This window comes from Anoxybacillus eryuanensis (assembly GCF_051200995.1).
Lineage (GTDB): Bacteria > Bacillota > Bacilli > Bacillales > Anoxybacillaceae > Anoxybacillus > Anoxybacillus tengchongensis.
The window spans coordinates 307,526-328,973 of record NZ_JBPODS010000001.1 but is presented as its reverse complement, the minus strand read 5'-3'; the positions used below and the strand labels follow the sequence as shown (position 1 = coordinate 328,973).

33 protein-coding genes, 1 tRNA gene, 1 CRISPR repeat array and 1 riboswitch are annotated in these 21,448 nt (G+C 43.7%); of the genes, 23 read left to right on the top strand and 11 right to left on the bottom strand.

Annotated features, from left to right (window positions below):
* Nucleotides 1-21 precede the first annotated feature (21 nt).
* Nucleotides 22-282, top strand: a complete 261-nt coding sequence (locus HNQ84_RS01745; RefSeq protein ID WP_032100721.1) for a hypothetical protein — start codon at nucleotides 22-24, stop codon at nucleotides 280-282.
* Nucleotides 283-316: 34 nt separating this feature from the next.
* Here the strand turns inward: HNQ84_RS01745 and HNQ84_RS01740 are convergent, their stop codons facing one another.
* Nucleotides 317-1,036 carry a BMQ_0737 family morphogenetic spore coat protein gene (locus tag HNQ84_RS01740; protein WP_032100720.1) on the bottom strand — a complete coding sequence of 240 codons (720 nt, stop codon included), beginning with the start codon at nucleotides 1,034-1,036 and terminating at the stop codon, nucleotides 317-319.
* A gap of 155 nt (nucleotides 1,037-1,191) precedes the next feature.
* Here HNQ84_RS01740 and HNQ84_RS01735 point away from each other — a divergent pair, with 155 nt between their 5' ends.
* The 10 genes from HNQ84_RS01735 (at nucleotide 1,192) to HNQ84_RS01690 (ending at nucleotide 5,595) form a co-directional block, all read left to right on the top strand.
* The gene (locus HNQ84_RS01735) at nucleotides 1,192-1,458 is read left to right on the top strand and encodes a hypothetical protein (RefSeq protein WP_055440388.1); all 267 of its coding nucleotides are present in this window, start codon (nucleotides 1,192-1,194) and stop codon (nucleotides 1,456-1,458) included.
* A 71-nt stretch (nucleotides 1,459-1,529) separates the two neighbouring features.
* Nucleotides 1,530-1,652: a hypothetical protein gene (locus HNQ84_RS01730; RefSeq protein ID WP_281380819.1), complete on the top strand. Its 123-nt coding sequence runs from the start codon at nucleotides 1,530-1,532 to the stop codon at nucleotides 1,650-1,652.
* 16 nt (nucleotides 1,653-1,668) lie between these two features.
* Nucleotides 1,669-1,860, top strand: a complete 192-nt coding sequence (locus HNQ84_RS01725) for a phage holin family protein (RefSeq protein WP_183240342.1) — start codon at nucleotides 1,669-1,671, stop codon at nucleotides 1,858-1,860.
* An 83-nt stretch (nucleotides 1,861-1,943) separates the two neighbouring features.
* The gene (locus HNQ84_RS01720) at nucleotides 1,944-2,147 is read left to right on the top strand and encodes a DUF1657 domain-containing protein (protein ID WP_003395336.1); all 204 of its coding nucleotides are present in this window, start codon (nucleotides 1,944-1,946) and stop codon (nucleotides 2,145-2,147) included.
* A 58-nt stretch (nucleotides 2,148-2,205) separates the two neighbouring features.
* Nucleotides 2,206-2,661 (top strand): YhcN/YlaJ family sporulation lipoprotein, encoded by a 456-nt coding sequence (locus tag HNQ84_RS01715; protein WP_183249360.1) that lies wholly within the window; start codon nucleotides 2,206-2,208, stop codon nucleotides 2,659-2,661.
* Nucleotides 2,662-2,673: 12 nt separating this feature from the next.
* Complete coding sequence (spoVAC, locus tag HNQ84_RS01710; RefSeq protein WP_183249363.1) at nucleotides 2,674-3,156, top strand: stage V sporulation protein AC; 483 nt, start codon at nucleotides 2,674-2,676, stop codon at nucleotides 3,154-3,156.
* Nucleotides 3,153-4,169, top strand: a complete 1,017-nt coding sequence (gene spoVAD / locus HNQ84_RS01705; protein ID WP_435620928.1) for a stage V sporulation protein AD — start codon at nucleotides 3,153-3,155, stop codon at nucleotides 4,167-4,169. Before spoVAC ends, spoVAD begins: the two co-directional genes overlap by 4 nt.
* On the top strand, nucleotides 4,166-4,522 hold the full coding sequence (spoVAE, locus tag HNQ84_RS01700) for a stage V sporulation protein AE (RefSeq protein ID WP_012575626.1): 357 nt from the start codon (nucleotides 4,166-4,168) through the stop codon (nucleotides 4,520-4,522). Before spoVAD ends, spoVAE begins: the two co-directional genes overlap by 4 nt.
* A gap of 6 nt (nucleotides 4,523-4,528) precedes the next feature.
* A complete protein-coding gene (locus HNQ84_RS01695; protein WP_435620927.1) occupies nucleotides 4,529-4,735 on the top strand; it encodes a DUF1657 domain-containing protein in 207 nt (68 codons plus the stop codon).
* A 2-nt stretch (nucleotides 4,736-4,737) separates the two neighbouring features.
* Nucleotides 4,738-5,595 carry a DUF421 domain-containing protein gene (locus HNQ84_RS01690; RefSeq protein ID WP_435620926.1) on the top strand — a complete coding sequence of 286 codons (858 nt, stop codon included), beginning with the start codon at nucleotides 4,738-4,740 and terminating at the stop codon, nucleotides 5,593-5,595.
* Between the two features lie 130 nt (nucleotides 5,596-5,725).
* Here the strand turns inward: HNQ84_RS01690 and HNQ84_RS01685 are convergent, their stop codons facing one another.
* Entirely contained in the window at nucleotides 5,726-6,046 is a 321-nt protein-coding gene (locus HNQ84_RS01685; RefSeq protein WP_435620925.1) for a thioredoxin family protein, read from the bottom strand.
* 85 nt (nucleotides 6,047-6,131) lie between these two features.
* Between HNQ84_RS01685 and HNQ84_RS01680 the strand changes: the two genes are divergently transcribed.
* The 3 genes from HNQ84_RS01680 to spoVIF all read left to right on the top strand — a co-directional run bounded on the left by HNQ84_RS01680 (nucleotide 6,132) and on the right by spoVIF (nucleotide 6,902).
* Nucleotides 6,132-6,365 (top strand): hypothetical protein, encoded by a 234-nt coding sequence (locus HNQ84_RS01680; protein ID WP_435620924.1) that lies wholly within the window; start codon nucleotides 6,132-6,134, stop codon nucleotides 6,363-6,365.
* A 66-nt stretch (nucleotides 6,366-6,431) separates the two neighbouring features.
* Nucleotides 6,432-6,560: a YjcZ family sporulation protein gene (locus HNQ84_RS01675; RefSeq protein ID WP_009362140.1), complete on the top strand. Its 129-nt coding sequence runs from the start codon at nucleotides 6,432-6,434 to the stop codon at nucleotides 6,558-6,560.
* 87 nt (nucleotides 6,561-6,647) lie between these two features.
* A complete protein-coding gene (gene spoVIF, locus HNQ84_RS01670; protein WP_006322845.1) occupies nucleotides 6,648-6,902 on the top strand; it encodes a sporulation-specific transcription regulator SpoVIF in 255 nt (84 codons plus the stop codon).
* Between the two features lie 17 nt (nucleotides 6,903-6,919).
* On the opposite strand, the gene HNQ84_RS01665 is transcribed toward spoVIF, so the two are convergent.
* A complete protein-coding gene (locus HNQ84_RS01665; protein ID WP_435620923.1) occupies nucleotides 6,920-9,043 on the bottom strand; it encodes an ATP-dependent helicase in 2,124 nt (707 codons plus the stop codon).
* Between the two features lie 108 nt (nucleotides 9,044-9,151).
* Here HNQ84_RS01665 and HNQ84_RS01660 point away from each other — a divergent pair, with 108 nt between their 5' ends.
* Nucleotides 9,152-9,277 (top strand): hypothetical protein, encoded by a 126-nt coding sequence (locus HNQ84_RS01660; protein ID WP_435620922.1) that lies wholly within the window; start codon nucleotides 9,152-9,154, stop codon nucleotides 9,275-9,277.
* On the opposite strand, the gene HNQ84_RS01655 is transcribed toward HNQ84_RS01660, so the two are convergent.
* The 4 genes from HNQ84_RS01655 to HNQ84_RS01640 all read right to left on the bottom strand — a co-directional run bounded on the left by HNQ84_RS01655 (nucleotide 9,274) and on the right by HNQ84_RS01640 (nucleotide 11,720).
* Nucleotides 9,274-9,951 (bottom strand): DUF421 domain-containing protein, encoded by a 678-nt coding sequence (locus tag HNQ84_RS01655; RefSeq protein WP_435620921.1) that lies wholly within the window; start codon nucleotides 9,949-9,951, stop codon nucleotides 9,274-9,276. The two genes, HNQ84_RS01660 and HNQ84_RS01655, sit on opposite strands and share 4 nt — an antisense overlap.
* Before the next feature lie 66 nt (nucleotides 9,952-10,017).
* On the bottom strand, nucleotides 10,018-10,449 hold the full coding sequence (locus HNQ84_RS01650; RefSeq protein ID WP_435620920.1) for a GNAT family N-acetyltransferase: 432 nt from the start codon (nucleotides 10,447-10,449) through the stop codon (nucleotides 10,018-10,020).
* Nucleotides 10,450-10,453: 4 nt separating this feature from the next.
* A complete protein-coding gene (locus HNQ84_RS01645) occupies nucleotides 10,454-10,966 on the bottom strand; it encodes a YjcG family protein (RefSeq protein WP_435620919.1) in 513 nt (170 codons plus the stop codon).
* A 61-nt stretch (nucleotides 10,967-11,027) separates the two neighbouring features.
* Nucleotides 11,028-11,720, bottom strand: a complete 693-nt coding sequence (locus HNQ84_RS01640) for an alpha/beta hydrolase-fold protein (protein WP_435620918.1) — start codon at nucleotides 11,718-11,720, stop codon at nucleotides 11,028-11,030.
* Between the two features lie 150 nt (nucleotides 11,721-11,870).
* Between HNQ84_RS01640 and HNQ84_RS01635 the strand changes: the two genes are divergently transcribed.
* Nucleotides 11,871-12,386 (top strand): phosphatidylglycerophosphatase A family protein, encoded by a 516-nt coding sequence (locus HNQ84_RS01635; protein ID WP_435620917.1) that lies wholly within the window; start codon nucleotides 11,871-11,873, stop codon nucleotides 12,384-12,386.
* Nucleotides 12,387-12,412: 26 nt separating this feature from the next.
* On the opposite strand, the gene HNQ84_RS01630 is transcribed toward HNQ84_RS01635, so the two are convergent.
* The 3 genes from HNQ84_RS01630 to mscL form a co-directional block, all read right to left on the bottom strand.
* A complete protein-coding gene (locus tag HNQ84_RS01630; protein ID WP_435620916.1) occupies nucleotides 12,413-12,934 on the bottom strand; it encodes a toxin-antitoxin system TumE family protein in 522 nt (173 codons plus the stop codon).
* Nucleotides 12,927-13,568: a helix-turn-helix domain-containing protein gene (locus HNQ84_RS01625; protein ID WP_435620915.1), complete on the bottom strand. Its 642-nt coding sequence runs from the start codon at nucleotides 13,566-13,568 to the stop codon at nucleotides 12,927-12,929. Before HNQ84_RS01625 ends, HNQ84_RS01630 begins: the two co-directional genes overlap by 8 nt.
* 170 nt (nucleotides 13,569-13,738) lie before the next feature.
* Nucleotides 13,739-14,134 (bottom strand): large conductance mechanosensitive channel protein MscL, encoded by a 396-nt coding sequence (gene mscL / locus HNQ84_RS01620; RefSeq protein ID WP_435620914.1) that lies wholly within the window; start codon nucleotides 14,132-14,134, stop codon nucleotides 13,739-13,741.
* Between the two features lie 155 nt (nucleotides 14,135-14,289).
* On the opposite strand from mscL, the gene HNQ84_RS01615 reads away from it, so the two are divergent.
* The 4 genes from HNQ84_RS01615 (at nucleotide 14,290) to metC (ending at nucleotide 18,322) form a co-directional block, all read left to right on the top strand.
* On the top strand, nucleotides 14,290-14,769 hold the full coding sequence (locus tag HNQ84_RS01615; protein WP_435620913.1) for a cupin domain-containing protein: 480 nt from the start codon (nucleotides 14,290-14,292) through the stop codon (nucleotides 14,767-14,769).
* A 139-nt stretch (nucleotides 14,770-14,908) separates the two neighbouring features.
* The gene (locus HNQ84_RS01610; protein ID WP_435620912.1) at nucleotides 14,909-15,784 is read left to right on the top strand and encodes an Rpn family recombination-promoting nuclease/putative transposase; all 876 of its coding nucleotides are present in this window, start codon (nucleotides 14,909-14,911) and stop codon (nucleotides 15,782-15,784) included.
* Nucleotides 15,785-15,895: 111 nt separating this feature from the next.
* Nucleotides 15,896-16,003: riboswitch (SAM riboswitch) on the top strand.
* Between the two features lie 72 nt (nucleotides 16,004-16,075).
* A complete protein-coding gene (locus HNQ84_RS01605) occupies nucleotides 16,076-17,179 on the top strand; it encodes a methionine biosynthesis PLP-dependent protein (RefSeq protein WP_435620911.1) in 1,104 nt (367 codons plus the stop codon).
* Nucleotides 17,180-17,182: 3 nt separating this feature from the next.
* Entirely contained in the window at nucleotides 17,183-18,322 is a 1,140-nt protein-coding gene (metC, locus tag HNQ84_RS01600; RefSeq protein ID WP_435620910.1) for a cystathionine beta-lyase, read from the top strand.
* Nucleotides 18,323-18,341: 19 nt separating this feature from the next.
* Here the strand turns inward: metC and HNQ84_RS01595 are convergent, their stop codons facing one another.
* Entirely contained in the window at nucleotides 18,342-18,878 is a 537-nt protein-coding gene (locus tag HNQ84_RS01595) for an HD domain-containing protein (protein ID WP_055440368.1), read from the bottom strand.
* Nucleotides 18,879-18,998: 120 nt separating this feature from the next.
* Here HNQ84_RS01595 and HNQ84_RS01590 point away from each other — a divergent pair, with 120 nt between their 5' ends.
* The 3 genes from HNQ84_RS01590 to HNQ84_RS01580 all read left to right on the top strand — a co-directional run bounded on the left by HNQ84_RS01590 (nucleotide 18,999) and on the right by HNQ84_RS01580 (nucleotide 20,838).
* Complete coding sequence (locus HNQ84_RS01590; RefSeq protein ID WP_435620909.1) at nucleotides 18,999-19,631, top strand: hypothetical protein; 633 nt, start codon at nucleotides 18,999-19,001, stop codon at nucleotides 19,629-19,631.
* A gap of 99 nt (nucleotides 19,632-19,730) precedes the next feature.
* Nucleotides 19,731-19,803, top strand: a tRNA-Val gene (locus HNQ84_RS01585).
* A gap of 180 nt (nucleotides 19,804-19,983) precedes the next feature.
* Nucleotides 19,984-20,838: an Rpn family recombination-promoting nuclease/putative transposase gene (locus HNQ84_RS01580; RefSeq protein ID WP_435620908.1), complete on the top strand. Its 855-nt coding sequence runs from the start codon at nucleotides 19,984-19,986 to the stop codon at nucleotides 20,836-20,838.
* Between the two features lie 193 nt (nucleotides 20,839-21,031).
* Nucleotides 21,032-21,405: a CRISPR direct-repeat array (repeat unit 32 nt; unit sequence GTTTGTATCGTACCTATAAGGAATTGAAACCA).
* Nucleotides 21,406-21,448: the final 43 nt, after the last annotated feature.

Below are 21,448 nucleotides of genomic sequence, written 5' to 3'. Positions count from 1 at the left end.
CCAAAATAAAGGTGTGATTGAATGAGAACATCGTTTTCTATTTTGACTACAATCGTATTTTTATTTTTTGTTCCATATGCAGCAAGTGAAAAAACAGGCGTGCCATATATGGAATGGACGTTTCTCGTCGGTGTGATGGCCACAAGTTTTCTTTTTTATATACATGGAAGTGGATATATGTGGAATAGGTCTTCAGAAGAAGTGAAAAATACGTGCTATCGTTCTTATTCCTTTTGGATGGCTTGCACATATACGGTAATCAGCTACATGTTGAACATATAAAAGAAGCAGGCTGTATGTGAGCCTGCTTCATTCATTAATGTGCTGGGAATACTTCTGGGCATTGTGGTGGGAATTTGTCTGTTGGGCAAAGTGTTGCTTCTAAAATTTCTTCGCGCGGTTGGCAGTAGCGTGCTTCGACTTCAAGTTTCACGTCTGCTTCCATTTGCACCTCTAAGCATAATGTAATGGATACATCAAGCTGTGAGAAGTTGTCAGTGCAAATTAAACTTGCGTCACATTCGAAAAACGAAATGTGGCAATCGAGCATTGTGCCTTCTGGTGCGCATAAGATAAACGTTTGTGCCGTCGCAAATGGGATTGGAGAAGATTCGCAAACGACGTGACCGTTCGCATTGACAACTTGCACGACAACGTGACCTTTCACAAGCACTTTCACTTTTTGTAATGTCACTGTATCGCCTGATGGAAGTGTGACGTGAACAGGTTGGCGTCCATTTGGTTGTAAAATTTCTTGGCAAATGAGTGCATTGTTGTCAACTGTTTGGTCGATGCGGTTTCCTTCATCGTCTGTTAAGAAGCAGCGAATCGAGAAATCGCCAGCACTTAAGCCGTTTGATGCGAAAAAGTCGCAAACCGATTGCCCATGGCGTGGACATTTGCTTTCAGGAAAAATATTTTCCAAATCCCCATTTGAAAAACTACGCAACGGCACATCGACTTGACGAGTAACCCAGTCATACACTTTGCGTGTTTTAATACACACTTTTTCTTTACGCTCTTTATGATGCGTCATGCCTCGTTCCTCCTATTTCAGTTTTTCCCGTCGCATGTATCGGGACTACTGTATAGTATGAGAAAGGTAGGTAAGTGTGCAGGGATATGTGCGGAATTTTTTTGTCATAAATGAGCGCCATGTTGAATTGTTATGTAGTAGAAAGGGGTGGGCATATGCAAAATGAGCTAGACGTGTTGCGGGCGGAAAATGTGTTGTTAAAAGAATTAGCAGCGTTAAGCGAACAACGTTATCAAGAAATTAAACGGTTAAAAAAAGAAAACGAAGAGTTAAAAAAGCAGCTCGAACAAATAACAAAACAAGTATTTGCACAAGGAACAGATTCATGGTTTATGCACAATATTAAGCGACAACAAACGTTAAAGCATAGCGGACAATTGCCGATGGCGACTCCATTTTCATTTGCGGAAAAAAAGAAATAGGGAAAACGCATAGTCGTGCGCTCCATCTTTTTCATATGCTATTGTATCTTACACATGTGGAGGGGTTGCAAATGGAAAAGAAAAAACCGATTGTCCTCGGTGGATCGCAAACAGCGAAAGTATATACGTCCTCACCAGCACCTGTGAAAAAAACAGGTGGTTGCGGATGTGGGAAAAAGATGAAAAAACAATAGCATAGGGGAGAGAAACATGGAGCGTTTTAAAAATTATGGGTTATGGCTTGCGATCGGTTCATTTATTCCACTTTTGCTTCAAACGTTTGGGGTCGATTTAGATTTAGGAAAATATGAGCAATTATGGAATGCGTTTTTAAGTATTTTAGTGATGGCTGGGATTTTGAATAATCCGTCGATCGGAAATGGATTTCGTGATAAACCGTAGCTCCTTTTAGGGGCTATTTTTTTTGTATAACTTTTTCGCATAGGTGCATGCTATGGTGTGAAAAAACAAAGGAGGTTGTCATTATGACTGTCGCCAGTTCTGTGAAACAAACGTTAGCGGGATTAAAATCGGCGCAAGCAAGCTTTGAAACGTTTGCGTTGCAAACAGAAAATGAAAAAGCGAAGCAATTGTATCAACAAGCAGCACAACAAACGCAAGCTATCGTTGATTTATTATCGCCACGCCTGCAAGAAATTGAACAAGAAGAGCCACAATATAAACAATAAGTGAATCGGGTGTCCCATGCGGACGCCCTTTCGTTACATGAATAGAAAGGTGAACGCCATGAAAAAATGGTTTGTACTCATTTCCGTTTTTTTACTCATGAGTTGTGCGCATGAACAAAAAGAACAACAACAATCGCTTCAACAAGAAAACATCACAAACGTCAGCCATGATGGAAGCGCGAAACGAAGCGACCAACAACATGCCGAAAAAGCAGTACAGATGTTAAAGGCACGCGAAGATGTGAAAGATGCGGTTGCCGTTCAAGCAAACGGTCGATTGTTAGTTGCGTATCAAGTGAAACATTTGCATCGCTTTCGCATGAAACAAATTGAAAAAGAGGTAGGCAAAGCGCTGAATGAACAATTTCGCGAAAAAGTGATCGCATCGCACGATTTAAAAATTTTTTGGAAAACGAAAGCGTTAAAACAAAAAATCGAAACGAAAAACATAAGTGAACAAGCGATCGAAAAAGAAGTGACGGTCATTCAAAAATTAAGTGAAGAACAAACGTAGTGAGGTGAGAGGATGGCAAACGAAAAACGAAAAAATTTAACACCCGTTCAACAAGAGTATCATCAGTTTGAACAAGCGCGGGAAACGAAGCGCCCGGTGTTGAAAAACTGTGTGCGTGCCTTTTTTGTTGGTGGATTCATTTGCGCGATTGGTCAAGCCATTTCCTATTTTTATATGTACTTTTTCGACTTTACGGAAAAAACAGTCGGCAATCCAACGGTGGCTACCATGGTGTTTCTTGCAATGTTGTTAACTGGTTTTGGTGTGTACGACCGATTGGCACAATTTGCTGGGGCAGGGAGCGCGGTGCCTGTCACCGGGTTTGGTAACGCTGTCATTTCGGCTGCGATTGAACATCGGACGGAAGGATTTGTGCTCGGTGTTGGCGGGAATATGTTTAAACTAGCAGGTTCAGTCATTTTATTCGGCACGTTTTCTGCCTTTGTCGTGGCGCTCATTAAAACGATTGCGATCAAATGGGGTGGACTCGGATGATGAAAGGACATCGTACGTGGGTATTTGAAAACCGTCCGATCATCGTCGCCACTGCGACAGTCGGCGGACCGTTTGAAGCGAACGGCAACATTGCTGATGATTTTGACTTATTGCATGAAGACCTTTGGCTCGGAGAAGATTCGTACGAAAAAGCGCATAAAGTGCTGTTTGAAGAAGCGTTTTTTCAGGCGATGAAAAAAGCGTGCATCGAAAAAGAACAAGTGCAGTTTATTATTGCAGGAGATTTGATTAATCAAATGACGCCGTCAAGCTTTGCGGCGCGCACGCTTAGCACGCCGTATCTCGGCGTATTTGGCGCCTGCTCGACGTCGATGGAAGCGCTCGCGTTAAGCGCATTTATCGTCAACTATGGTGGGGCGAAGTACATATTAACAGGTGCTGCGAGCCATAATGCTGCGGTTGAAAAGCAATTTCGCTACCCGACCGAATACGGAGGGCAAAAGCCACCGACGGCGCAATGGACGGTGACAGGAGCGGGTGTGGCGGTCGTCGGGAATGAAGGAGATGGCCCACGCATTACTTCCGCAACGATTGGGCGCGTCGTCGATATGGGATTAACTGACCCGTTTAATATGGGCGGAGCGATGGCGCCAGCGGCTGTCGATACGATTGAAGCCCATTTACGCGATATGCAAATCGATGCGTCGTATTACGATTTGATCGTGACAGGTGATTTAGGAAAAATCGGGCGCACCGTCTCGCTCGATTTGTTACGAAAAAACGGGATGGAGATTGAAGAGGAGAGGTATCAAGATTGCGGATTACTCATTTACCGCGAAGGGCAACCGGTGTTGTCGGGCGGAAGTGGGGCAGGATGTTCGGCGACCGTTGTATACGGGCATTTGTTCAATCGAATGAAACGTGGAGAATTTAAACGCATGCTCGTCGTAGCAACAGGGGCGCTTTTATCGCCGCTGACGTTTCAACAAGGAGAGACGATCCCGTGCATCGCGCATGCGGTAGCGATTGAGTATGGAGGCGATCATTTATGATGGCGATGTTTTTTTGGGCGTTTGTCGTCGGAGGGCTTATTTGCGTCATCGGACAAGTGATGTTTGATGTATTTAAGTTGACACCTGCGCATACGTTAAGCGCACTCGTTGTTGCTGGTGCGATTTTAGACGGATTTGGATTGTACGAGCCGCTGATCGATTTTGCCGGTGCTGGGGCAACGATTCCGATTACAAGTTTCGGCAACGCACTCGTGCATGGGGCGATGCAAGAAGCAGAAAAACACGGCATCGTCGGGGTGTTAACGGGCATGTTTGAAGTGACAAGCGCCGGCATTTCGGCCGCCATTGTGTTCGGTTTTATCGGAGCATTATTATTCAAACCGAAAGGATAGAGGAACATGACGATCGGTTCACAAGTAAAACAAAGTTTAGCGAATATGAAAGCGATTCATGCGACGTTACAAGAGTTTGCGCTTACTTCATCGAACGACGAGGCGCAGCGTGCGTTTCATGAAGCGATGCTTGAAACGGAACAAATGATTGCGGCGCTCAAAGGGCGCATTGCAACGCTTGAGCGCGAAGAGCCGCAATATAAGGGGATGTAAGTATGCCAGCATGGTTAGAAGTTGCGATTCGCTCGATTTGTATTTTAATTGGACTGTTTGTTATTACAAAATTATTAGGGAAAAAACAGTTGTCGAAGCTATCATTTTTTGAATATATCGTCGGCATTACGATCGGGGATATTGCCGGCTCGATGTCGATGGATTTAGATATTCGGTTAACGGAAGGGATAACGAGCATTTTAATTTGGTCGCTTTTCCCTGTCGCCATTTCGATTATTTCGCTTCGCAGTAAAAAATTTCGCGATTTCGTTGAAGGCAATTCCACCGTCTTTATTAAAAACGGAAAAATTTTAGAAGATAATTTGAAAAAAGAAAAATATACAGCCGATGAATTGCTCGAACAGTTGCGGAAAAAAGATGTCTTTCGCGTCGCCGACGTCGAATTTGCGACGCTCGAAGCAAACGGCGACTTAAGCGTTTTATTAAAACGCGACAAACAGCCTCTCACGATCGGGGACATTCAGCGATATGTTCCAGAGGAAAAAGAACCACAAACGGTCATTATGGACGGTGAAATTTTAGATGAACCGCTTGCGACAGCCCGTTTAAACCGCGGGTGGTTAAAGCAGCAACTCGATCAAATGGGTGTTGCTGTCGAAAACGTCTTTTTAGCGCAAGTCGATTCGTACGGTCAACTGACCGTCGATTTATACGACGACCGCATTCAAGTACCAGAGCCGCAACAAAAGCAACTATTGCTCGCATCGATGAAAAAAGCAGAAGCGGACTTCGAACTATTCGCCTTGCAAACAAATGATGCCGAAGCCAAACAAATGTACGAACAACAAGCAAAACAAATGCAGCAGCTTATTCAAAACTTACAGCCATTTCTTCTGTGAAAGATGAATACAACAACATGAAACATAAAAAGACGATCCAAGACTGTTATTCACGGTTGTTTGTTATATTAGACGGTGTGAAGCGTACAGGAAAAGTCGAGATGCCATAACAAGAGGCTGACATCCTTTGTCAGCCTTTTATCGTTTGCAGAAACTCCTCGACTTGTTCGCGTGTTTTGGCGTTGGCGCTATGTAAGTGGGCGATTTTTTCGCCGTTTTGGAACACAAGTAAGCTCGGAATGCCCATGACGTTGTACGTTTCGGCGATGTCTGGCACATCGTCGCGATTAATGTCATACCATGTAAATTGTGGATAAGCGGCGATCACTTCGTCGATAAATTGATCCATGCGCACGCAGTCGGGGCACCATGTTGTAAAAAATTTTACGATAACAGGTGTGCTTGATGCGATCGCTTGTTCAAATTGTTGTGCGTCTTGTAGTCGTTTCATATGACACGTCCTTTCTTTTTGTTTCGTGTTTTATTTTAGCACATTTTTACGTTCGTTACGTATGAAAAAGCAAGGGGGGAAGAGGATGGATCGTTTGGAAAAAGAATTGCAATCGTACGCGCGCGCCAAACACGCAAAGCACGATGCGCTCATGAAAGCGTTTGAAGCATGGGGGAAAGAAGTAGAAGCAACGCTAAGCAAACTCGAAAACATAAACGGTAAGCTATTTCAACAATTTGAAGCAAACATGGGCGATGCTGAAGCGTTTTTTGCGAAAAAAGAAAAGCAGTTCGCGCGGATGTTTCAGCATTTTTTATAAGCGCCCATACCAAATGCATTTTTGCGCATATGATGTAAGCGACAACGTTCAAGGAGGTGGAGTCTCATGGGCTTCGGATATTGCGGATATGGTTACGGTGGCTACGGCTACGGCGGCGGATACGGTTCAACATTCGTGTTAATCGTTGTGTTGTTCATCTTATTGATTATCGTTGGTGCAGCGTTCGTTCACTAAGAAGAGGCGTTCCAAAGGGCATACCTTTGGAACGTTTTTTTTTCTTTTTCATATGCTGAAAAAGAAAAGCGAAGGAGGCGGGGAAAGATGGATCAACATTTTTTTAAAAACATCGAAAAGAAAACGGGCGTCAATATGCAAGATATTTTTGCCCTTGCGAATTCTTTACAACATGCGAACTTTAAAGACGAAAAAACGGTGCGTGGCATCGTTAAACGCGTCGCTCAAATTGCGAATCGCAACGTGCCGAAAGAGTTAGAAGATAAAATTGTGCAGTCGATCGTCAATAACGGAAAACAAATTGATTTTAATACGATTGCCAACATGTTGAATAAAAAATAATGAAAAAGCGAAAAGTCTTAGACGAGGCTTTTCGCTTTTGTTTCAAGGAGAGGGAGCAAGCGCGAGGCGTTTGCTTTTTTTAATCGGCGCATGGACGGAACGGAAATAAACAGACGTTCTTTTGCGCGAGTGATCGCGACGTAAAGAAGGCGGCGTTCTTCTTCAAGAGGAGCGACATCGCCGTTTCGGTACGCCTCAAGCGCATAGTCATGTGGCAATAGTCCGTCGACGGCTCCGATGATATAGACGATCGGAAACTCTAACCCTTTGGAACGGTGAATGGTCATGAGTTGAATGCCGTCTGCGCACGTTTGGTTGGCGTATGCTTGAACGCGTTTGACGTGAGATAGAAACGCTTGAATCGTTTTAAATTTCCGCGCGACAACTTTGACATCGCGCACATCGTCCGATCCTTTTTCGATCGCATTCCCTTCGTTGCCACGTTTTTTTAAAAAGTCGCCAAAGCCCATCTCTTTTTCGATGAAGTCAATAGCGTCGATGGGTTTCATGTTTTTCACTTTCGCAAAAAGCGGAGCGATCGTGCGCAATTTTTGTTTTTGAAACGGTTGAATGCCGTCAAGTTTGGCAAGCGCTTCAACGAGCGAACAATCTTGTAAAATCGAGATCGCTTTTAAGTCGTTCATGACCGTCTGCTTCAAAAACAATACGGCTGCGACATCCGCAAGCGCTTGTTCATCGTTTGGATCGATCGCAAGTTGAAAAAAGCTTAATATATAGCGTACGATGCGCCGGTTGTAAAACGAGTCGCCGTCTGTTGTGACAGGAAAACGAAGTTGTGAAAGCCGTTCAAATACGGCACGCGCGGATGCGTTCGTTCGGCATAAAATGGCGATATCGCTCGGTTTGACGCCTTGTTTCAATCGCTCTTCAATGTCACAGGCAATCATCGTCGCTTCTTCTTCTTCATCGTACGGAAAGAAAAACGTCGGACAATGCATGCTGTCGGTTTGAGCGTTCATTTGTTTTGGAATGCGCGTGCGACTTTTCGAAATGATGCGGTTGGCGAGCGAGACGATCGGATGCGATGAGCGATAATTTTCCGTCAGCTTGACGATTTTCGTATTCGGAAAATCTTTTTGAAATTGGTCAATGAATGATGGATCGGAGCCGCGAAACGCATAAATCGCTTGGTCGTCATCGCCAACGGCACAAATGTGATGCGTGTGGGACGCAAGCAGTTTCATCGTTTCGTATTGTACATGGTTAATGTCTTGAAACTCGTCGATAAGAAAATAATGAAATCGTTCGTGATATTGTCGTAATCGTTTTTCATCCGTTCGCAACATGTCATAGCACGCATATAACATATCATCAAAATCAAATACATCGAGTTGTCGTTTTCGTTCTTCATATTGCACATACAATTGTACAACGCGCTCGTCCCATTCGTTTTCAATTGTGATGTCGTCAAGGGAGGTGAGCGTGTTTTTCCAATATGAAATGCGCTGCATCGCTTCATCGTACGGAAAATCGCGTTCATCAATGCCGATGTCGCGCCCGATTTCTTTCATCATCTTTTCCTTCTGCCAGTCGCGAATGAGCCGCTCATGACGCCAACGGAACGGATCGGCATGTTGTAACATGCGATAAAATAAGCTGTGAAACGTTCCGATTGTCGGTATCCCCGCAAGGTTGTACGACTGAAGTCTTTCGGATAGCTCTTTCGCTGCTTTTGTCGTAAACGTGACGATCATGATGTTTGTCGCTTTGATGTGATGGGTTGTGACCATTGCTGCGGCGCGCGTCGTTAACGTGCGTGTTTTCCCGCTTCCGGCACCTGCTAGAACGAGAAGCGGTCCATCGACGTGGCGCACCGCTTCGTATTGGTCGGCATCGAGCGAAACGCCGCATACGGTCAATTGTTTTTTGTCTTTCGTTTGAAATGGTTGTTTCGGTTGGATCGAGATGATGTCGGCTTGTTTTCGTTCTTCTTTTATACAAGCATTCGAAACATGATAAAAGTGCGGGGCATGTTCAATCGCTAAATGAAAGCGAACGATTCCACCGCACATCGGGCACGTCCATTTATTCCGTAAACTTTGTTCGTAAACGAGCTCATATTTTTCTCGTGGTAACGTATGAATATCAAATAACTTGCCGTTATATCGTGCTTTGTTCATCGGTCAAACTCCTTCGTCTAACGTCAACGTCTATGTTAACAAATCATACAATAAGAGAAAAGGAGTTTTTTATTGACGAGCGAATATATAAACAAAGGGGGAGACTATATGATTCGTCCAACTTCACTCACCGTTCCGCGCATAACGAGCATACAACGAGCAACAAACGAGAAAAAACAACAAACGCCACAAAAGAAAAAACGACCTCAAGATCGTTCGTTGAAAAAACGTTAATATGCCTGTACATGCATTCCTTTTCCATCTTGCCATTCGGCGTATAAAATGTCTGTATAGTTTTCAAAACCAGCGTGGCGAATATGTTTTTTTAACCATTGTTCGTCCCAACCGTTTTCGCGTAAATTATCCCAAACGACTTCCCCATCGATAATGACCGTCACAGGCAATACCGCTTCAGATGCAGATATGTTGTGGTCTTGGCGCGTCGGTTGTTCGTATGGGGATTTTTTCATGACGCTCACCGTTCCGTCTGTTTCTAAAATGGCGTATTCGACTTCGCGAACGGAAAAGACGTTGCGAGCGCGAAGTAAATGTTGTAGTTGATTTAGGTCGAGCTTCGTTTGTTTTAATGCTTCATACAAAATTTTCCCTTTCGAAATGACGATGACCGGTTTTCCTTCTAACAATTCGCGCAGTTCTTTTTTCTTTTGCGTAATCATTTCCGTTGCGTAAATTAACAGCCCCCAAAGTGCGATCGCAAATAGCACTTTCGAAAGCCCGACGTCCGCATCGTACAGCCCGTTGCCGACGAGTTCGCCGAGCACGAGGGCGGAAATAAAATCAAACGGTGTAATTTGCGTAATTTGCGTTCGCCCTAGTATTTTCGCCATAATAAATAAAGCGATATAACCGATAACTAATTCGAGCGCAATTTGTCCGAATGCGTTCATAACGATATCCTTTCTTTTTTCGCTTCTTGTGTTAGTATGCCAAGCGAAAAAGAAAACATGCGACCGTTATGATCGCATGTCGATTGTTTTCATCATCGTCACATGTGGAATGCCTGCGTCGAGAAAGACGTCGGATATCGTTTCATAGCCAAGCTGTTTGTAAAACGGTTCAGCATGTGTTTGAGCGTTTAGTTTTACTTTTGAGACGTGCTGTTTGGCGTATTGTTCAATCGCTTCCATGATGCGCTTGCCGATGCCACGTCCGCGATAAGCTGGAAGGACGCAAATGCGTTCGATTTTACCGATGCCATCAATCGTTCGAAAGCGACCTGCCGCAATCGGTTTGTCGTTATCATATATGACGAAATGAACGGACTCATTTTCAAATGCGTCAATTTCTTCTTCTTCTGATACGCCTTGTTCGTTAATAAAGACAGCACGACGAACGAAAAGGGCATCGTGCCAAAGCGCTTCATCTTGTCCAAGTTTTACGTCCATATGATTATTCCTTTCCGAGATGAAATGTTTCATATGCGGACCATGATCCGTTTTCAAGCTGATATAACAGATGGAAGCGATCGACTTGTTCTTCAAAATGGACAGATTGCATCTTGAACCGTCCGAATACGTCGGAATATTCGTCGTTTGACAAATCACGTGCGATCGTAATGTGCGGTACGAACGCATAGTCTGTTTGTTCGACGAACGGTGGACGATGTAATTTTTCATGTAGCGTAACGAGTGGCTCTGTTTTTTCTACTTTTAAATAAATGACGTTGTTGACCGGATAAAACGAGCTAAATTTCGTGACGCGCAACGTGAATGGCTCTGTTTCGCGAGCGACGTTGCGCAGTTGTTGAACGAGTTCCTCAAGTTTGTCTTCTTCCACATCAAACGCATATTTTAACGTGATGTGCGGTGGGATTAAAGCGTAATGAGAGTCATACCGTTTGCGATACGCATTTGCAAAATCTTGAATTTTTTTCGATGGAAAAATCGCGATGCCACATTTCATGCGACGTTTCCTCCTTTCATCATTATATTTATATATTATAACAAATTTTCGGAAAATACTGTTACATTTCAATAACTTTTTTTAATCCGATTGGTAAATCTGGCTGCCAGTATGTCCATGAATGATCGCCGTCAAACTCGTGATAATGGTAGCGAACTTGTTTTGTTTGAAGGACGTGAGATAGCGCACGATTTGGTTCAATAAAGTTACGGACAGCTCCGTCTGTCGTTTTCACTTCTGTCTCATGTATGCCGATCGAATGATACAGCGCAAGCAAATGCCAATCGGTAAATGATTGGACATGTGCCATGACCTCGTCGTTGACGTATGGCGACTGCATGACGACTTTTCCGAACGTATGCGGATATGTCATCGCGGTAAGTAGCGAAACCGTACCTGCAAGCGAATCGCCGATGAGAATGCGAGTGGTCCCCATTTGATATGTTGAAAATTGCTCGTCGACAAGTGGCGCGAGTTCGTTGGCGAGGAAGCGCATGTACGCTTCGCGTTTTTTTCCGTTCGGATGATATTTTTCATAGCGATCGAATACATCGCGATACGGTACGCCGATGACGACAGCACGCACACCAAGCTCGTCGATGACGCGTCCGATTTTGCCAAACATAAAATAATCTTGTCCGTCTTGCGCGATAATGACGAGATGTTTATAAAGCGGCGTGACAGGTTTTGAACAATATACAGGTAGCGCTAGTTCCTCGTCTAAATGTTGGCTGTGAAGTTTTAACTCTTGCATGTTCTCCCATCCTTATATATGTCTTTTTCGAGGCGAAGGACTGTCGGTGTGATGCCCTCCGCTTTCGACGTTGTTCTTTTTTATCGTACCACATTTCTGCATTTTTTGTCGTTGCGTGATATAATGAGAGAACGAGAGGGGGAATGACACATGAAGCGTATATCAAGTAAAGAAGTGTATGAAAGAACGTTGCAGCTATTGACGGAACGTGGTGTGACGATTCCAGCGATCGCTGAGATTGTATATGAAATGCAAAGTCCGTACAATTCGGATTTAACGATGACGGAGTGTATTGAAAGTGTCGAAAAAGTGCTTCAAAAGCGCGAAGTACAACATGCGATTTTAGTTGGCATTGAACTTGATAAACTAGCAGAACAAAACATGCTTTCCGAACCGCTTCAAACGATTGTTGAAACGGATGAAGGATTGTTTGGCGTCGATGAAACGTTAGCGTTAGGGGCAGTGCTCGGATACGGAAGCATTGCGGTAACCACATTTGGTCATCTCGATAAAAATAAAGTCGGAATCATTAAGCAGCTCGATACAAAACGTGGCAAAGGCGTGCATACGTTTTTAGACGATTTAGTCGCAAGCGTTGCCGCAAGCGCCTCCGGTCGTCTTGCCCATAACTTGCGCGACGAGGAAGAAGCTGCGTTGAATGCGTAAAAAGGAGACCGTAAATCCGGATGGGTTTACGGCTTTTTTGTTGTATAGTTTTGAAAAGAAGGAAGGGCTTTGTCGAATAACAAAATAAATTCAATAATACTTCGTAATGTTTGGTGTTCAAAGTTTGCTAGTCGATACATGTTATGTAACGTCTCGGATGCAGGAAGATGAATATGGTATGGCTCAGTCGTTGTTTGATACCGCTCATCTGCATTGTGAGGCTCCGAATGCCATTTTAAAATGGTTTTCCCATCTGAAGTGACCCAATCGTAGTAATAGTAGTCGATCCAACCGTCAGAAGTTTTGTATTCGATAACGTATAATTTCGTGTCATTGCGAAAGATGATCGTTTTTCGAGCGCAATTTTTGGTGGAAGGGCGCCCGTCAGCGCCGCCTTCTCGGATTTCTAAAATGATGTCGGCAAAGTCTCGCTCGAGAAAAGAAAAAACGCTGGCTGGTTGGCGTGGATTAGGGTATGATCGCTTTGTTTTCCCTTTTCCTCGCCTTTGTTTGTTCGCAACAGAGGTTCTTTTCCGTTCTTTACTCATCAAACAAACCGACCTTTTTTAAGGCATATGTCCACTCTGAAGCATCTCGTTGTTCTTCAGGCGTTAAAACATCTTTTTTAGCCAACGTTTCAAAGTAAGTGCCGTTATATTTTTTATTGAAAAATTGAATGGTTTCTAGCAGTTCATTTTCTACTTGTGGAAGATGTTGTTTTTGTTCTTTTTCATAAAGGTAGGCAATTTCTTTAATCGTCATAACTTCGTTCGATGAGGTAATATAGAGTGCTGTTTCAGGTATTTTGGCATGCGCGTTTTTCCCCGCCTTATGCGCGCCTTTAATTTTTCCTTCTTTAATCCAATTGTTCACAGTGGCGACGGTGACCCCCATAAACTTCGCTACTTCGCTCGTTTTATATACTTTTGTTAAATGATGATTTTCCCCTACATCGATGACTAATTCACAAAGCTGTTCAAAACAAGAAGCAAGTTCGTCTACGTTTTGCGGTTGATGAAGGCGTGACATAAGCTGTTCAGTTTTGTGAGGTTCCACTCGTTCTAAGACGTTTGTTAAATACTTCAAAAAAGAAGCAAGTTCCTCTACTTTTTCGTCATGTAGTTGTGCTTTCATTCGTTCTACCCAACATTTTGCTTTTTCGCGGTCCATAACGGTTGTCACCTGAACCACCTCCTTGTCTTTCTCCTTGTCTTTATTGTATAAGGATGGGATAAAAAGTTCAAATGAAATGAAAATAAAGTTAAAATAAAATTAAAATGATGATATATATTATATCCCAATAAATGGTTTGTGAACATAAAAAACCCTCCACTTTTTCAAGGAGTGAAGGGTTACAACATGTCTTTTTGTTGTTTCAATAGATCGCGAATTTCTATCAGCAATTGTTCTTCTTTCGTGAGCGTTTGTGCGGTTTCTTTTGCTTCTTCTTGTTTTTTGACGCGTTCGTATAAGTTGTTCAAAAGTTTGACGAATAAAAAAATGGAAAAGGCGATGATGAAAAAATCTACGACAGTTTGAATAAACGCGCCATATTTTACTTCGGCTTCGCCAACTTTCCATGATAAATTGCTAAAGTTAATGCCCCCTAAAAGCAAACCGACAAGCGGCATAATGATGTCGTTGACGAGAGAAGAGACAATTTTCCCGAACGCTCCGCCGATAATGACCCCGACAGCCAAATCGATGACGTTGCCACGTACCGCAAATTTTTTAAACTCGTGCCACATAACAAACCTCCGTATGCGATGTTTATGTTTTAGTATAACAAAGTCTCCCGATAAGCAAAAGTCAATCGGTTGACGGATCGTTCTGTTTACACATAGGCGCATTTTTTATGGTTCATGCATAACATAGCGATGACGATAAAGAAAGAGGTGGGAACATGTATTATTACTATCCGACTTATGTGTATGTGCCGATGTATCCGTATCCGATGTATCCGCTTCCGCGAGAAAACACGAAAGATTACGGACCGAACCCGTTTGTTGTCCAAATGGAAGACGCGACGAAACGAAACGACATGTTTCGTACGACGTTATGGACAGGACCGCATTTACAAGTGACGTTAATGAGCCTTCGTGTCGGGGAAGATATTGGTGTAGAAATTCATCGCGGTGTCGATCAATTTTTACGTATTGAACAAGGCGAAGGCATCGTACGGATGGGGAAGAGGAAAAATGAATGGACGTTTGAACGACGAGTCAGCGATGGCTTTGCCATTTTTGTGCCTGCCGGAACGTGGCATAATGTAATCAACACCGGAAATATTCCGCTCAAGCTATATTCTATTTATGCGCCGCCACAACATCCTGCTGGAACCGTCCATCCAACAAAAGCCGATGCGCTTGCGGCTGAACGATGAAAGACTTGGGGGGAGATCCTCAAGTCTTTTTGAATGCATGAAAATTTAAGTGTAGCTTTTTGATGCACTTCAATGATGCAGGAAAATGATCGATGTTGTCGAATAAAAACGTCGAAATAACTGTATGCGAGGTGAATGTATGTCTATTGACCACGACCGTTTGTTTAAACAGTTAATTCAGACGTTTTTTGAGGAGTTTATCGTTCTCTTTTTCCCGACGATGCATGAGCATATCGACTTTCGCCACGTATCGTTTTTGTCGGAGGAGCTATTTACCGATGTAGTGGCAGGGGAGAAATATCGCGTTGATTTGCTTGTGGAAACGAAACTGAGAGGGGAGGATAGCTTAATTATCGTTCATATCGAAAATCAAAGCTACGTCCAACCATCGTTTCCTGAACGAATGTTTATTTACTTTAGCCGCTTGTTTGAGAAATACCGTAAACATATCGTACCGATTGCCGTCTTTAGCTACGACACGATCCGCGATGAACCATCGACATTTACCCTCCAATTTCCGTTTGGTCATGTTCTCGACTTTCATTTTTTCACTGTGGAACTTCGTAAACAAAACTGGCGCGACTACATCCGCCAAGATAACCCGATCGCCGCTGCACTGCTCAGTAAAATGGGGTATACTGAAAGTGAACGAGTAGAATTGAAAAAGCAATTTTTACGCATGCTTGTGCGGATGGAATTAGACGAAGCGAAACAACGGTTGCTGTTTGGCTTTTTTGAAACATATGTAAAACTATCAGATGAAGAAGAACGAAAACTGCGAAGCGAGGTGAATGAAATGGAGACAAAGGAAAAAGAACAAGTGTTGGAACTCATGATTTCGTATGAACAAAAGGCGTTAGAAAAGGGAAGAGAAGAAGGAGTGAAGCAAGGAATAAAACAAGGTATGAAACATCTTATACAAACGATGGCGAGAAAAGGAATGAGCGTCAAAGATATTGCGAACGTTACCGATCTTTCCGAAGAAAAAGTGCGTGAGTTGTTAGAAAAGGAATGAGTCTCCCTCGATGTACAGCAAGTTTGTCATGTTTAGACGATAAAAAACAGTTGCAATTTTTTTGGAAATACGGTACATTAATTAAAAATCAGAAAATTCAATACTTGTGCATTCTTATCGAGAGAAGGGGAGGGACTGGCCCGATGAACCTTCAGCAACCAGCCGAAAACGGTCAGGTGCTAAATCCAGCGAATTGGTGTTCAATTCGGAAGATAAGAAGAAGTCGTTGTCTATGGACAAAAAGCCTTCTTCTTAGAAGGCTTTTTATTTTTTCGGAAAGGGAGAGAGGGCATGAGTCATATCGAAACGGTATTAGCGCAAATCGGCAATCGAAGCGAAACGACGACAGGAACGGTCAACCCGCCTGTGTATTTTTCAACAGCATATCGTCATGAAGGGATCGGACAATCGACAGGGTACGATTACATTCGGACAGGAAACCCGACGAGACGTATTGTCGAAGAAGCGATCGCCGAGCTAGAAGAAGGGGATCAAGGCTTCGCATGTAGCTCGGGGATGGCTGCCATTCAAACGTTGTTTGCGTTGTTTGAAAGCGGCGATCATTTTCTCGTTTCCGCGGATTTATATGGTGGAACGTATCGACTATTTGAAAAAGGGTGGAAGAAATACGGGCTGTCGTTTACATACGTCGATTTTCGCGATCTCGATGCGGTGAAGGCACATGTGACGGACAAAACGAAAGGGATTTTTTTAGAGACGCCGACAAATCCGCTCATGCAAGAAGCGGACATTGAAGCGGTGGCAGCGTTTGCGAAACAACATCATCTCCTTCTCATTGTCGATAATACATTTTACACACCTATGTTACAAAAGCCATTAACAAAAGGAGCAGACATCGTCATTCATAGCGCGACGAAATATTTAGGCGGGCATAACGATGTGCTTGCTGGGCTCATTGTCGCAAAAGGAAAAGCGTTGTGCGAGCAATTGGCAATGTATCATAACGCGATCGGTGCGGTGTTGTCGCCGTTTGATTCATGGTTGTTAATTCGCGGCATGAAAACGCTCGCGCTTCGCATGCGCCAACATGAACAAAACGCAAAAGCGATTTATGAATTTTTAGCGCAACATGAAGACGTGACCGATGTGCTTTATCCGGGAAAAGGAGGCATGTTGTCGTTTCGCGTGGGCGACGAACGGTGGGTGAATACCTTTTTACGAAGCTTAAAGCTTATTACGTTTGCGGAAAGTTTAGGCGGTGTCGAAAGTTTTATTACGTATCCAGCGACGCAAACGCATATGGATATTCCAGAAGACGTTCGTATCGCCAACGGGGTATGTAATCGACTGTTGCGTTTTTCGGTCGGTATCGAACATGTTGACGATTTAATTGCTGATTTAACACAAGCGTTTCAACGCATGAAAGAGGTGTAGAGGATGGATGTGCAAACGCAACTCGTTCATAATAAATGGCAAATTGATGCGCAAACGGGCGCGGTGAGCGTCCCGATTCATCATGCGTCAACGTTTCATCAGTTTGATTTTGATACGTTCGGAAAGTACGATTATAGCCGTTCGGGCAATCCGACGCGCGAGGCGTTAGAAGAAACGATTGCAGAACTAGAGGGGGGCGTCAGTGGCTTTGCGTTCGCCTCCGGCATGGCGGCGATTTCTACGGCATTTTTATTGTTGTCGAAAGGTGATCATGTGCTCGTTACTGATGACGTATATGGCGGAACGTATCGCATCATCACCGATGTATTAAGCCGATTTGGCATTGAACATACGTTTGTCGATATGACCGATTTAGATGCGGTAGCGCGCCACATTCGTCCGAATACGAAAGTCATTTATATAGAAACGCCATCGAACCCGCTCTTGAAAATTACAGATATTCGTGGGGTTGTGAAGCTCGCCAAAGCACATGGCTGTTTGACGTTTTTAGATAATACGTTTGCGACGCCTATTTTGCAGCGGCCGCTTGATCTCGGTGTCGATGTCGTTTTGCATAGCGCAACGAAATTTTTAGCGGGGCATAGCGATGTTGTGGCCGGGTTAGCGGTCGTGAAAGACGAGCGGCTCGCAAAAGAGCTTCGGAAACTGCAGTATTCGTTTGGTGCGGTGCTCGGCGTGCAAGATGCGTGGCTTGTGTTGCGTGGGCTAAAAACGCTTCATGTTCGGTTAGAACATTCGTCTCGTTCAGCCATACAACTCGCGCAGTTTTTACATCGTCATCCGAAAGTGGCACACGTGTATTATCCGGGGCTTTCGCATCATGACGGGCACGTCATTCATCGTGAACAAGCGCGAGGGTTTGGTGCGGTGTTGTCGTTTGAGTTGGAAGATGAACAAGCGGTGCGGACGTTTGTCAAACATGCGCACGTTCCGGTATTTGCGGTCAGTTTAGGAGCAGTTGAGTCGATTTTATCGTATCCGGCAAAAATGTCGCACGCAGCGATGCCGAAAGCGGAGCGCCACCGCCGCGGCATTACCGACGGCTTGTTGCGCATGAGTGTTGGACTTGAAGCCATTGATGATTTAATTGCCGACTTTGAACAGGCGTTATCATATGTATAGGCTAGGTCAGTACCTAGCCTTAGCTAATTTGGTCGAGGGCATGTCGTTGTAGTTGTTGCTCGACCATGCGATCGAGTTGTTGGATTTTTTTTAAGGCCAGTTCATCATCGATTTGGCGATAATGATGTTTGCCACCCGGTTCTTCATCTGCCTCATCAGCAAGTTTGACGATCGTCTGGAGCGGCTTTCGTTTTAATTCTCCTTCTGGAAGATACGAGTCGGTATGAAGCAAAATAGCGAGGGCAATTTCTTTCGCGTGCTGAGGATGTTCTCCGAGTCGAATAAGCAGTTTATGCGCTCGCTCTGCCCCTTTGATCGCATGAATGTCGTTTTGTTTGTATGTTTCATAGTCCCATGTTCCGTTTGAATACCATTCGTAATGACCGATATCGTGAAGCAATGCCGCTTTCGTCGCCAAATCGACGTTTACTCCATACTGCAAGGCGAGGCGATACGCATGATATGCGGTCGCAATGGCGTGCGCGACGCCTGAGCGTTTTAAATATTTTTGGGTGATGGGGTGAAGGAAGATGTCAGTTAATGTGACACGTCTCATAGCTCACCATCCCTTTCGAATGTTTTTCTAATTATCATATCATGTCTTCTTTATAAAAGGCAATACATATTTTTTCTGTTTTTCCTTCATACTAAGTGAAAAAAGGTTTGGAGGACGCATATGTTTTTATCATTATTGTTATCAATGATGACAGCGTTTTCGTTCAATGGGCATGCTTGCACGAAAAAATTGGATGAAGCAAACGTGCAATTGTGTGGAAAAGAAGATGGAGATTGGGTGCGCCATTTTATGTTGCACGTCGGCAAAGAGACGTATGCGTTTCCAGAATGGGAACACGTGAACGACCCAAAAGCCATTCCGCAATTATATTCCATTGACGTGACGGAAGATGGAAAAGAAGATGTCGTTGTTTTTCTCGTGAAAGCGCGCGGCAACGGAACATATAAAAACGAAGTGCACGTATTCACCCATAGCCAAAGCGGCATGGAAGAAGTCATCGTCGAAGATCCGCGCACCATTGTATTAAAAAGTGTGAAAATGAAAGAGACAGACGAAGGAACAGAGCTTGTCATCGATCATGTTCACGCCCTCATTCCGTACAATCGTCAAGGCGAAAGAGGAATAAAAGTGACATTCGATCGCTTTGTAAAGTATGCGATCGACAAACAAAAGCTGAAGGCCGTTTTATTGCTTGAAAGGAAAAAAGGCGAATACATCGGCAGCTTAATCGTCACATATGAATATAAAGACGGCCTATTCCAAGGCACGCACATCGATTTTATTCGCCATTAGCCATTGCGTATGCGATGGCTAAAAAATTTTTTAAAAAAGTATTTGACAATGTGGATGGCCGTCAGTATAATAAAAAATGTGTTCGATAGGACAACACGCGATTCCGTAGCTCAGCTGGGAGAGCGCCACCTTGACAGGGTGGAGGTCGCTGGTTCGAGCCCAGTCGGAATCATCAAAAACCCCGAGTTCTTTTAGAGAGCTCGGGGTTTTTCGTTGTATTCAGCATCTTTTCTCGACTGGCGCAAATGTTTCCGTATGCAGGAAAATGATCGATGTTGTCGAATAAAAACATTAAAACTATTGTACGCGAGGTGAATGTATGTCCATTGACCACGATCGGTTGTTTAAATAGTTGATTCAGACGTTTTTTGAGGAGTTTATCGTTCTCTTTTTCCCGACGATGCATGAGCATATCGACTTTCACCACGTATCGTTTTTATCGGAGGAGCTATTTACCGATGTAGTGGCAGGGGAGAAATATCGCGTTGATTTGTTGGTCGAAACGAAACTGAGAGGGGAGGATAGCTTAATTATCGTTCATATCGAAAATCAAAGCTACGTCCAACCGTCGTTTCCCGAACGAATGTTTATTTACTTTAGCCGTTTGTTTGAAAAACACCGTAAACACATCGTACCGATTGCCGTCTTTAGCTACGATACGATCCGCGATGAACCATCGACATTTACCCTCCAATTTCCGTTTGGTCATGTGCTTGATTTTCATTTTTTCACCGTGGAACTTCGTAAACAAAACTGGCGCAACTACATTCGCCAAGACAACCCGATCGCCGCTGCACTGCTCAGTAAAATGGGGTATACTGAAAGTGAACGGGTAGAATTGAAAAAGCAATTTTTACGCATGCTTGTGCGGATGGAATTAGACGAAGCGAAACAACGGTTGTTGTTTGGCTTTTTTGAAACATATGTGAAACTATCAGATGAAGAAGAACGAAGACTACGAAGCGAGGTGAATGAAATGGAGACGAAAGAAAAAGAACAAGTGTTGGAACTCATGATTTCGTATGAACAAAAGGCGTTGGAAAAAGGAAGAGAAGAAGGAATGAAACAAGGGATCAAACAAGGGATGATACAAGGTATGAAGCATCTCGTACAGACGATGAAAAGAAAAGGAATGAGCGTCAAAGATATCGCGAACGTCACAGACCTTGAGGAAGAAGAAATACAGAAGTTGTTAGAGAAGGAATAAGTAATTTGTGTATTATTTCACAACTGTCGTCGACCTCCAATCTTGCAAAAACCCCGGGGGATCGACGACAGTTTGCTTTTTGCAAGTTTTTTAGACGTATCAACGCATGGAGACTATTGACTGAATTTTCGGATGTATGTATAATGTTGTTATATAGCTTTTCCACACATTGATTTATCAACACTTTTTGGGGGTTTGTATCGTACCTATAAGGAATTGAAACCTGATGTATTGGTATGTTAATGTCTGCCATCTGCGTGGGTTTGTATCGTACCTATAAGGAATTGAAACCAACTTCTGTGATTTGGTCGATGAGGGAATCCAAGTTCCCGTTTGTATCGTACCTATAAGGAATTGAAACCACGGTTAGCTTATGAGTTGGCGATGGCGGAAGGGATTAGTTTGTATCGTACCTATAAGGAATTGAAACCAAGGTCATAGGTATGGAGCTCTTCAAGCTCTCGTAGTTTGTATCGTACCTATAAGGAATTGAAACCCGTTCCTTTCTTCGCATCATCAATCACGCGACCCTGGAGTTTGTATCGTACCTATAAGGAATTGAAACTTGGTACAAGGATATGCGAGACGTGCGGAAGTGAAGGTTTTGTAT

Bases quoted from the DNA above. Each gene is read 5' to 3' on its own strand.
- HNQ84_RS01745 (WP_032100721.1), top strand. From the start codon at position 22: ATGAGAACATCGTTTTCTATTTTGACTACAATCGTATTTTTATTTTTT.
- HNQ84_RS01740 (WP_032100720.1), bottom strand. From the start codon at position 1,036: ATGACGCATCATAAAGAGCGTAAAGAAAAAGTGTGTATTAAAACACGC.
- HNQ84_RS01735 (WP_055440388.1), top strand. From the start codon at position 1,192: ATGCAAAATGAGCTAGACGTGTTGCGGGCGGAAAATGTGTTGTTAAAA.
- HNQ84_RS01730 (WP_281380819.1), top strand. From the start codon at position 1,530: ATGGAAAAGAAAAAACCGATTGTCCTCGGTGGATCGCAAACAGCGAAA.
- HNQ84_RS01725 (WP_183240342.1), top strand. From the start codon at position 1,669: ATGGAGCGTTTTAAAAATTATGGGTTATGGCTTGCGATCGGTTCATTT.
- HNQ84_RS01720 (WP_003395336.1), top strand. From the start codon at position 1,944: ATGACTGTCGCCAGTTCTGTGAAACAAACGTTAGCGGGATTAAAATCG.
- HNQ84_RS01715 (WP_183249360.1), top strand. From the start codon at position 2,206: ATGAAAAAATGGTTTGTACTCATTTCCGTTTTTTTACTCATGAGTTGT.
- spoVAC (WP_183249363.1), top strand. From the start codon at position 2,674: ATGGCAAACGAAAAACGAAAAAATTTAACACCCGTTCAACAAGAGTAT.
- spoVAD (WP_435620928.1), top strand. From the start codon at position 3,153: ATGATGAAAGGACATCGTACGTGGGTATTTGAAAACCGTCCGATCATC.
- spoVAE (WP_012575626.1), top strand. From the start codon at position 4,166: ATGATGGCGATGTTTTTTTGGGCGTTTGTCGTCGGAGGGCTTATTTGC.
- HNQ84_RS01695 (WP_435620927.1), top strand. From the start codon at position 4,529: ATGACGATCGGTTCACAAGTAAAACAAAGTTTAGCGAATATGAAAGCG.
- HNQ84_RS01690 (WP_435620926.1), top strand. From the start codon at position 4,738: ATGCCAGCATGGTTAGAAGTTGCGATTCGCTCGATTTGTATTTTAATT.
- HNQ84_RS01685 (WP_435620925.1), bottom strand. From the start codon at position 6,046: ATGAAACGACTACAAGACGCACAACAATTTGAACAAGCGATCGCATCA.
- HNQ84_RS01680 (WP_435620924.1), top strand. From the start codon at position 6,132: ATGGATCGTTTGGAAAAAGAATTGCAATCGTACGCGCGCGCCAAACAC.
- HNQ84_RS01675 (WP_009362140.1), top strand. From the start codon at position 6,432: ATGGGCTTCGGATATTGCGGATATGGTTACGGTGGCTACGGCTACGGC.
- spoVIF (WP_006322845.1), top strand. From the start codon at position 6,648: ATGGATCAACATTTTTTTAAAAACATCGAAAAGAAAACGGGCGTCAAT.
- HNQ84_RS01665 (WP_435620923.1), bottom strand. From the start codon at position 9,043: ATGAACAAAGCACGATATAACGGCAAGTTATTTGATATTCATACGTTA.
- HNQ84_RS01660 (WP_435620922.1), top strand. From the start codon at position 9,152: ATGATTCGTCCAACTTCACTCACCGTTCCGCGCATAACGAGCATACAA.
- HNQ84_RS01655 (WP_435620921.1), bottom strand. From the start codon at position 9,951: ATGAACGCATTCGGACAAATTGCGCTCGAATTAGTTATCGGTTATATC.
- HNQ84_RS01650 (WP_435620920.1), bottom strand. From the start codon at position 10,449: ATGGACGTAAAACTTGGACAAGATGAAGCGCTTTGGCACGATGCCCTT.
- HNQ84_RS01645 (WP_435620919.1), bottom strand. From the start codon at position 10,966: ATGAAATGTGGCATCGCGATTTTTCCATCGAAAAAAATTCAAGATTTT.
- HNQ84_RS01640 (WP_435620918.1), bottom strand. From the start codon at position 11,720: ATGCAAGAGTTAAAACTTCACAGCCAACATTTAGACGAGGAACTAGCG.
- HNQ84_RS01635 (WP_435620917.1), top strand. From the start codon at position 11,871: ATGAAGCGTATATCAAGTAAAGAAGTGTATGAAAGAACGTTGCAGCTA.
- HNQ84_RS01630 (WP_435620916.1), bottom strand. From the start codon at position 12,934: ATGAGTAAAGAACGGAAAAGAACCTCTGTTGCGAACAAACAAAGGCGA.
- mscL (WP_435620914.1), bottom strand. From the start codon at position 14,134: ATGTGGCACGAGTTTAAAAAATTTGCGGTACGTGGCAACGTCATCGAT.
- HNQ84_RS01615 (WP_435620913.1), top strand. From the start codon at position 14,290: ATGTATTATTACTATCCGACTTATGTGTATGTGCCGATGTATCCGTAT.
- HNQ84_RS01610 (WP_435620912.1), top strand. From the start codon at position 14,909: ATGTCTATTGACCACGACCGTTTGTTTAAACAGTTAATTCAGACGTTT.
- HNQ84_RS01605 (WP_435620911.1), top strand. From the start codon at position 16,076: ATGAGTCATATCGAAACGGTATTAGCGCAAATCGGCAATCGAAGCGAA.
- metC (WP_435620910.1), top strand. From the start codon at position 17,183: ATGGATGTGCAAACGCAACTCGTTCATAATAAATGGCAAATTGATGCG.
- HNQ84_RS01595 (WP_055440368.1), bottom strand. From the start codon at position 18,878: ATGAGACGTGTCACATTAACTGACATCTTCCTTCACCCCATCACCCAA.
- HNQ84_RS01590 (WP_435620909.1), top strand. From the start codon at position 18,999: ATGTTTTTATCATTATTGTTATCAATGATGACAGCGTTTTCGTTCAAT.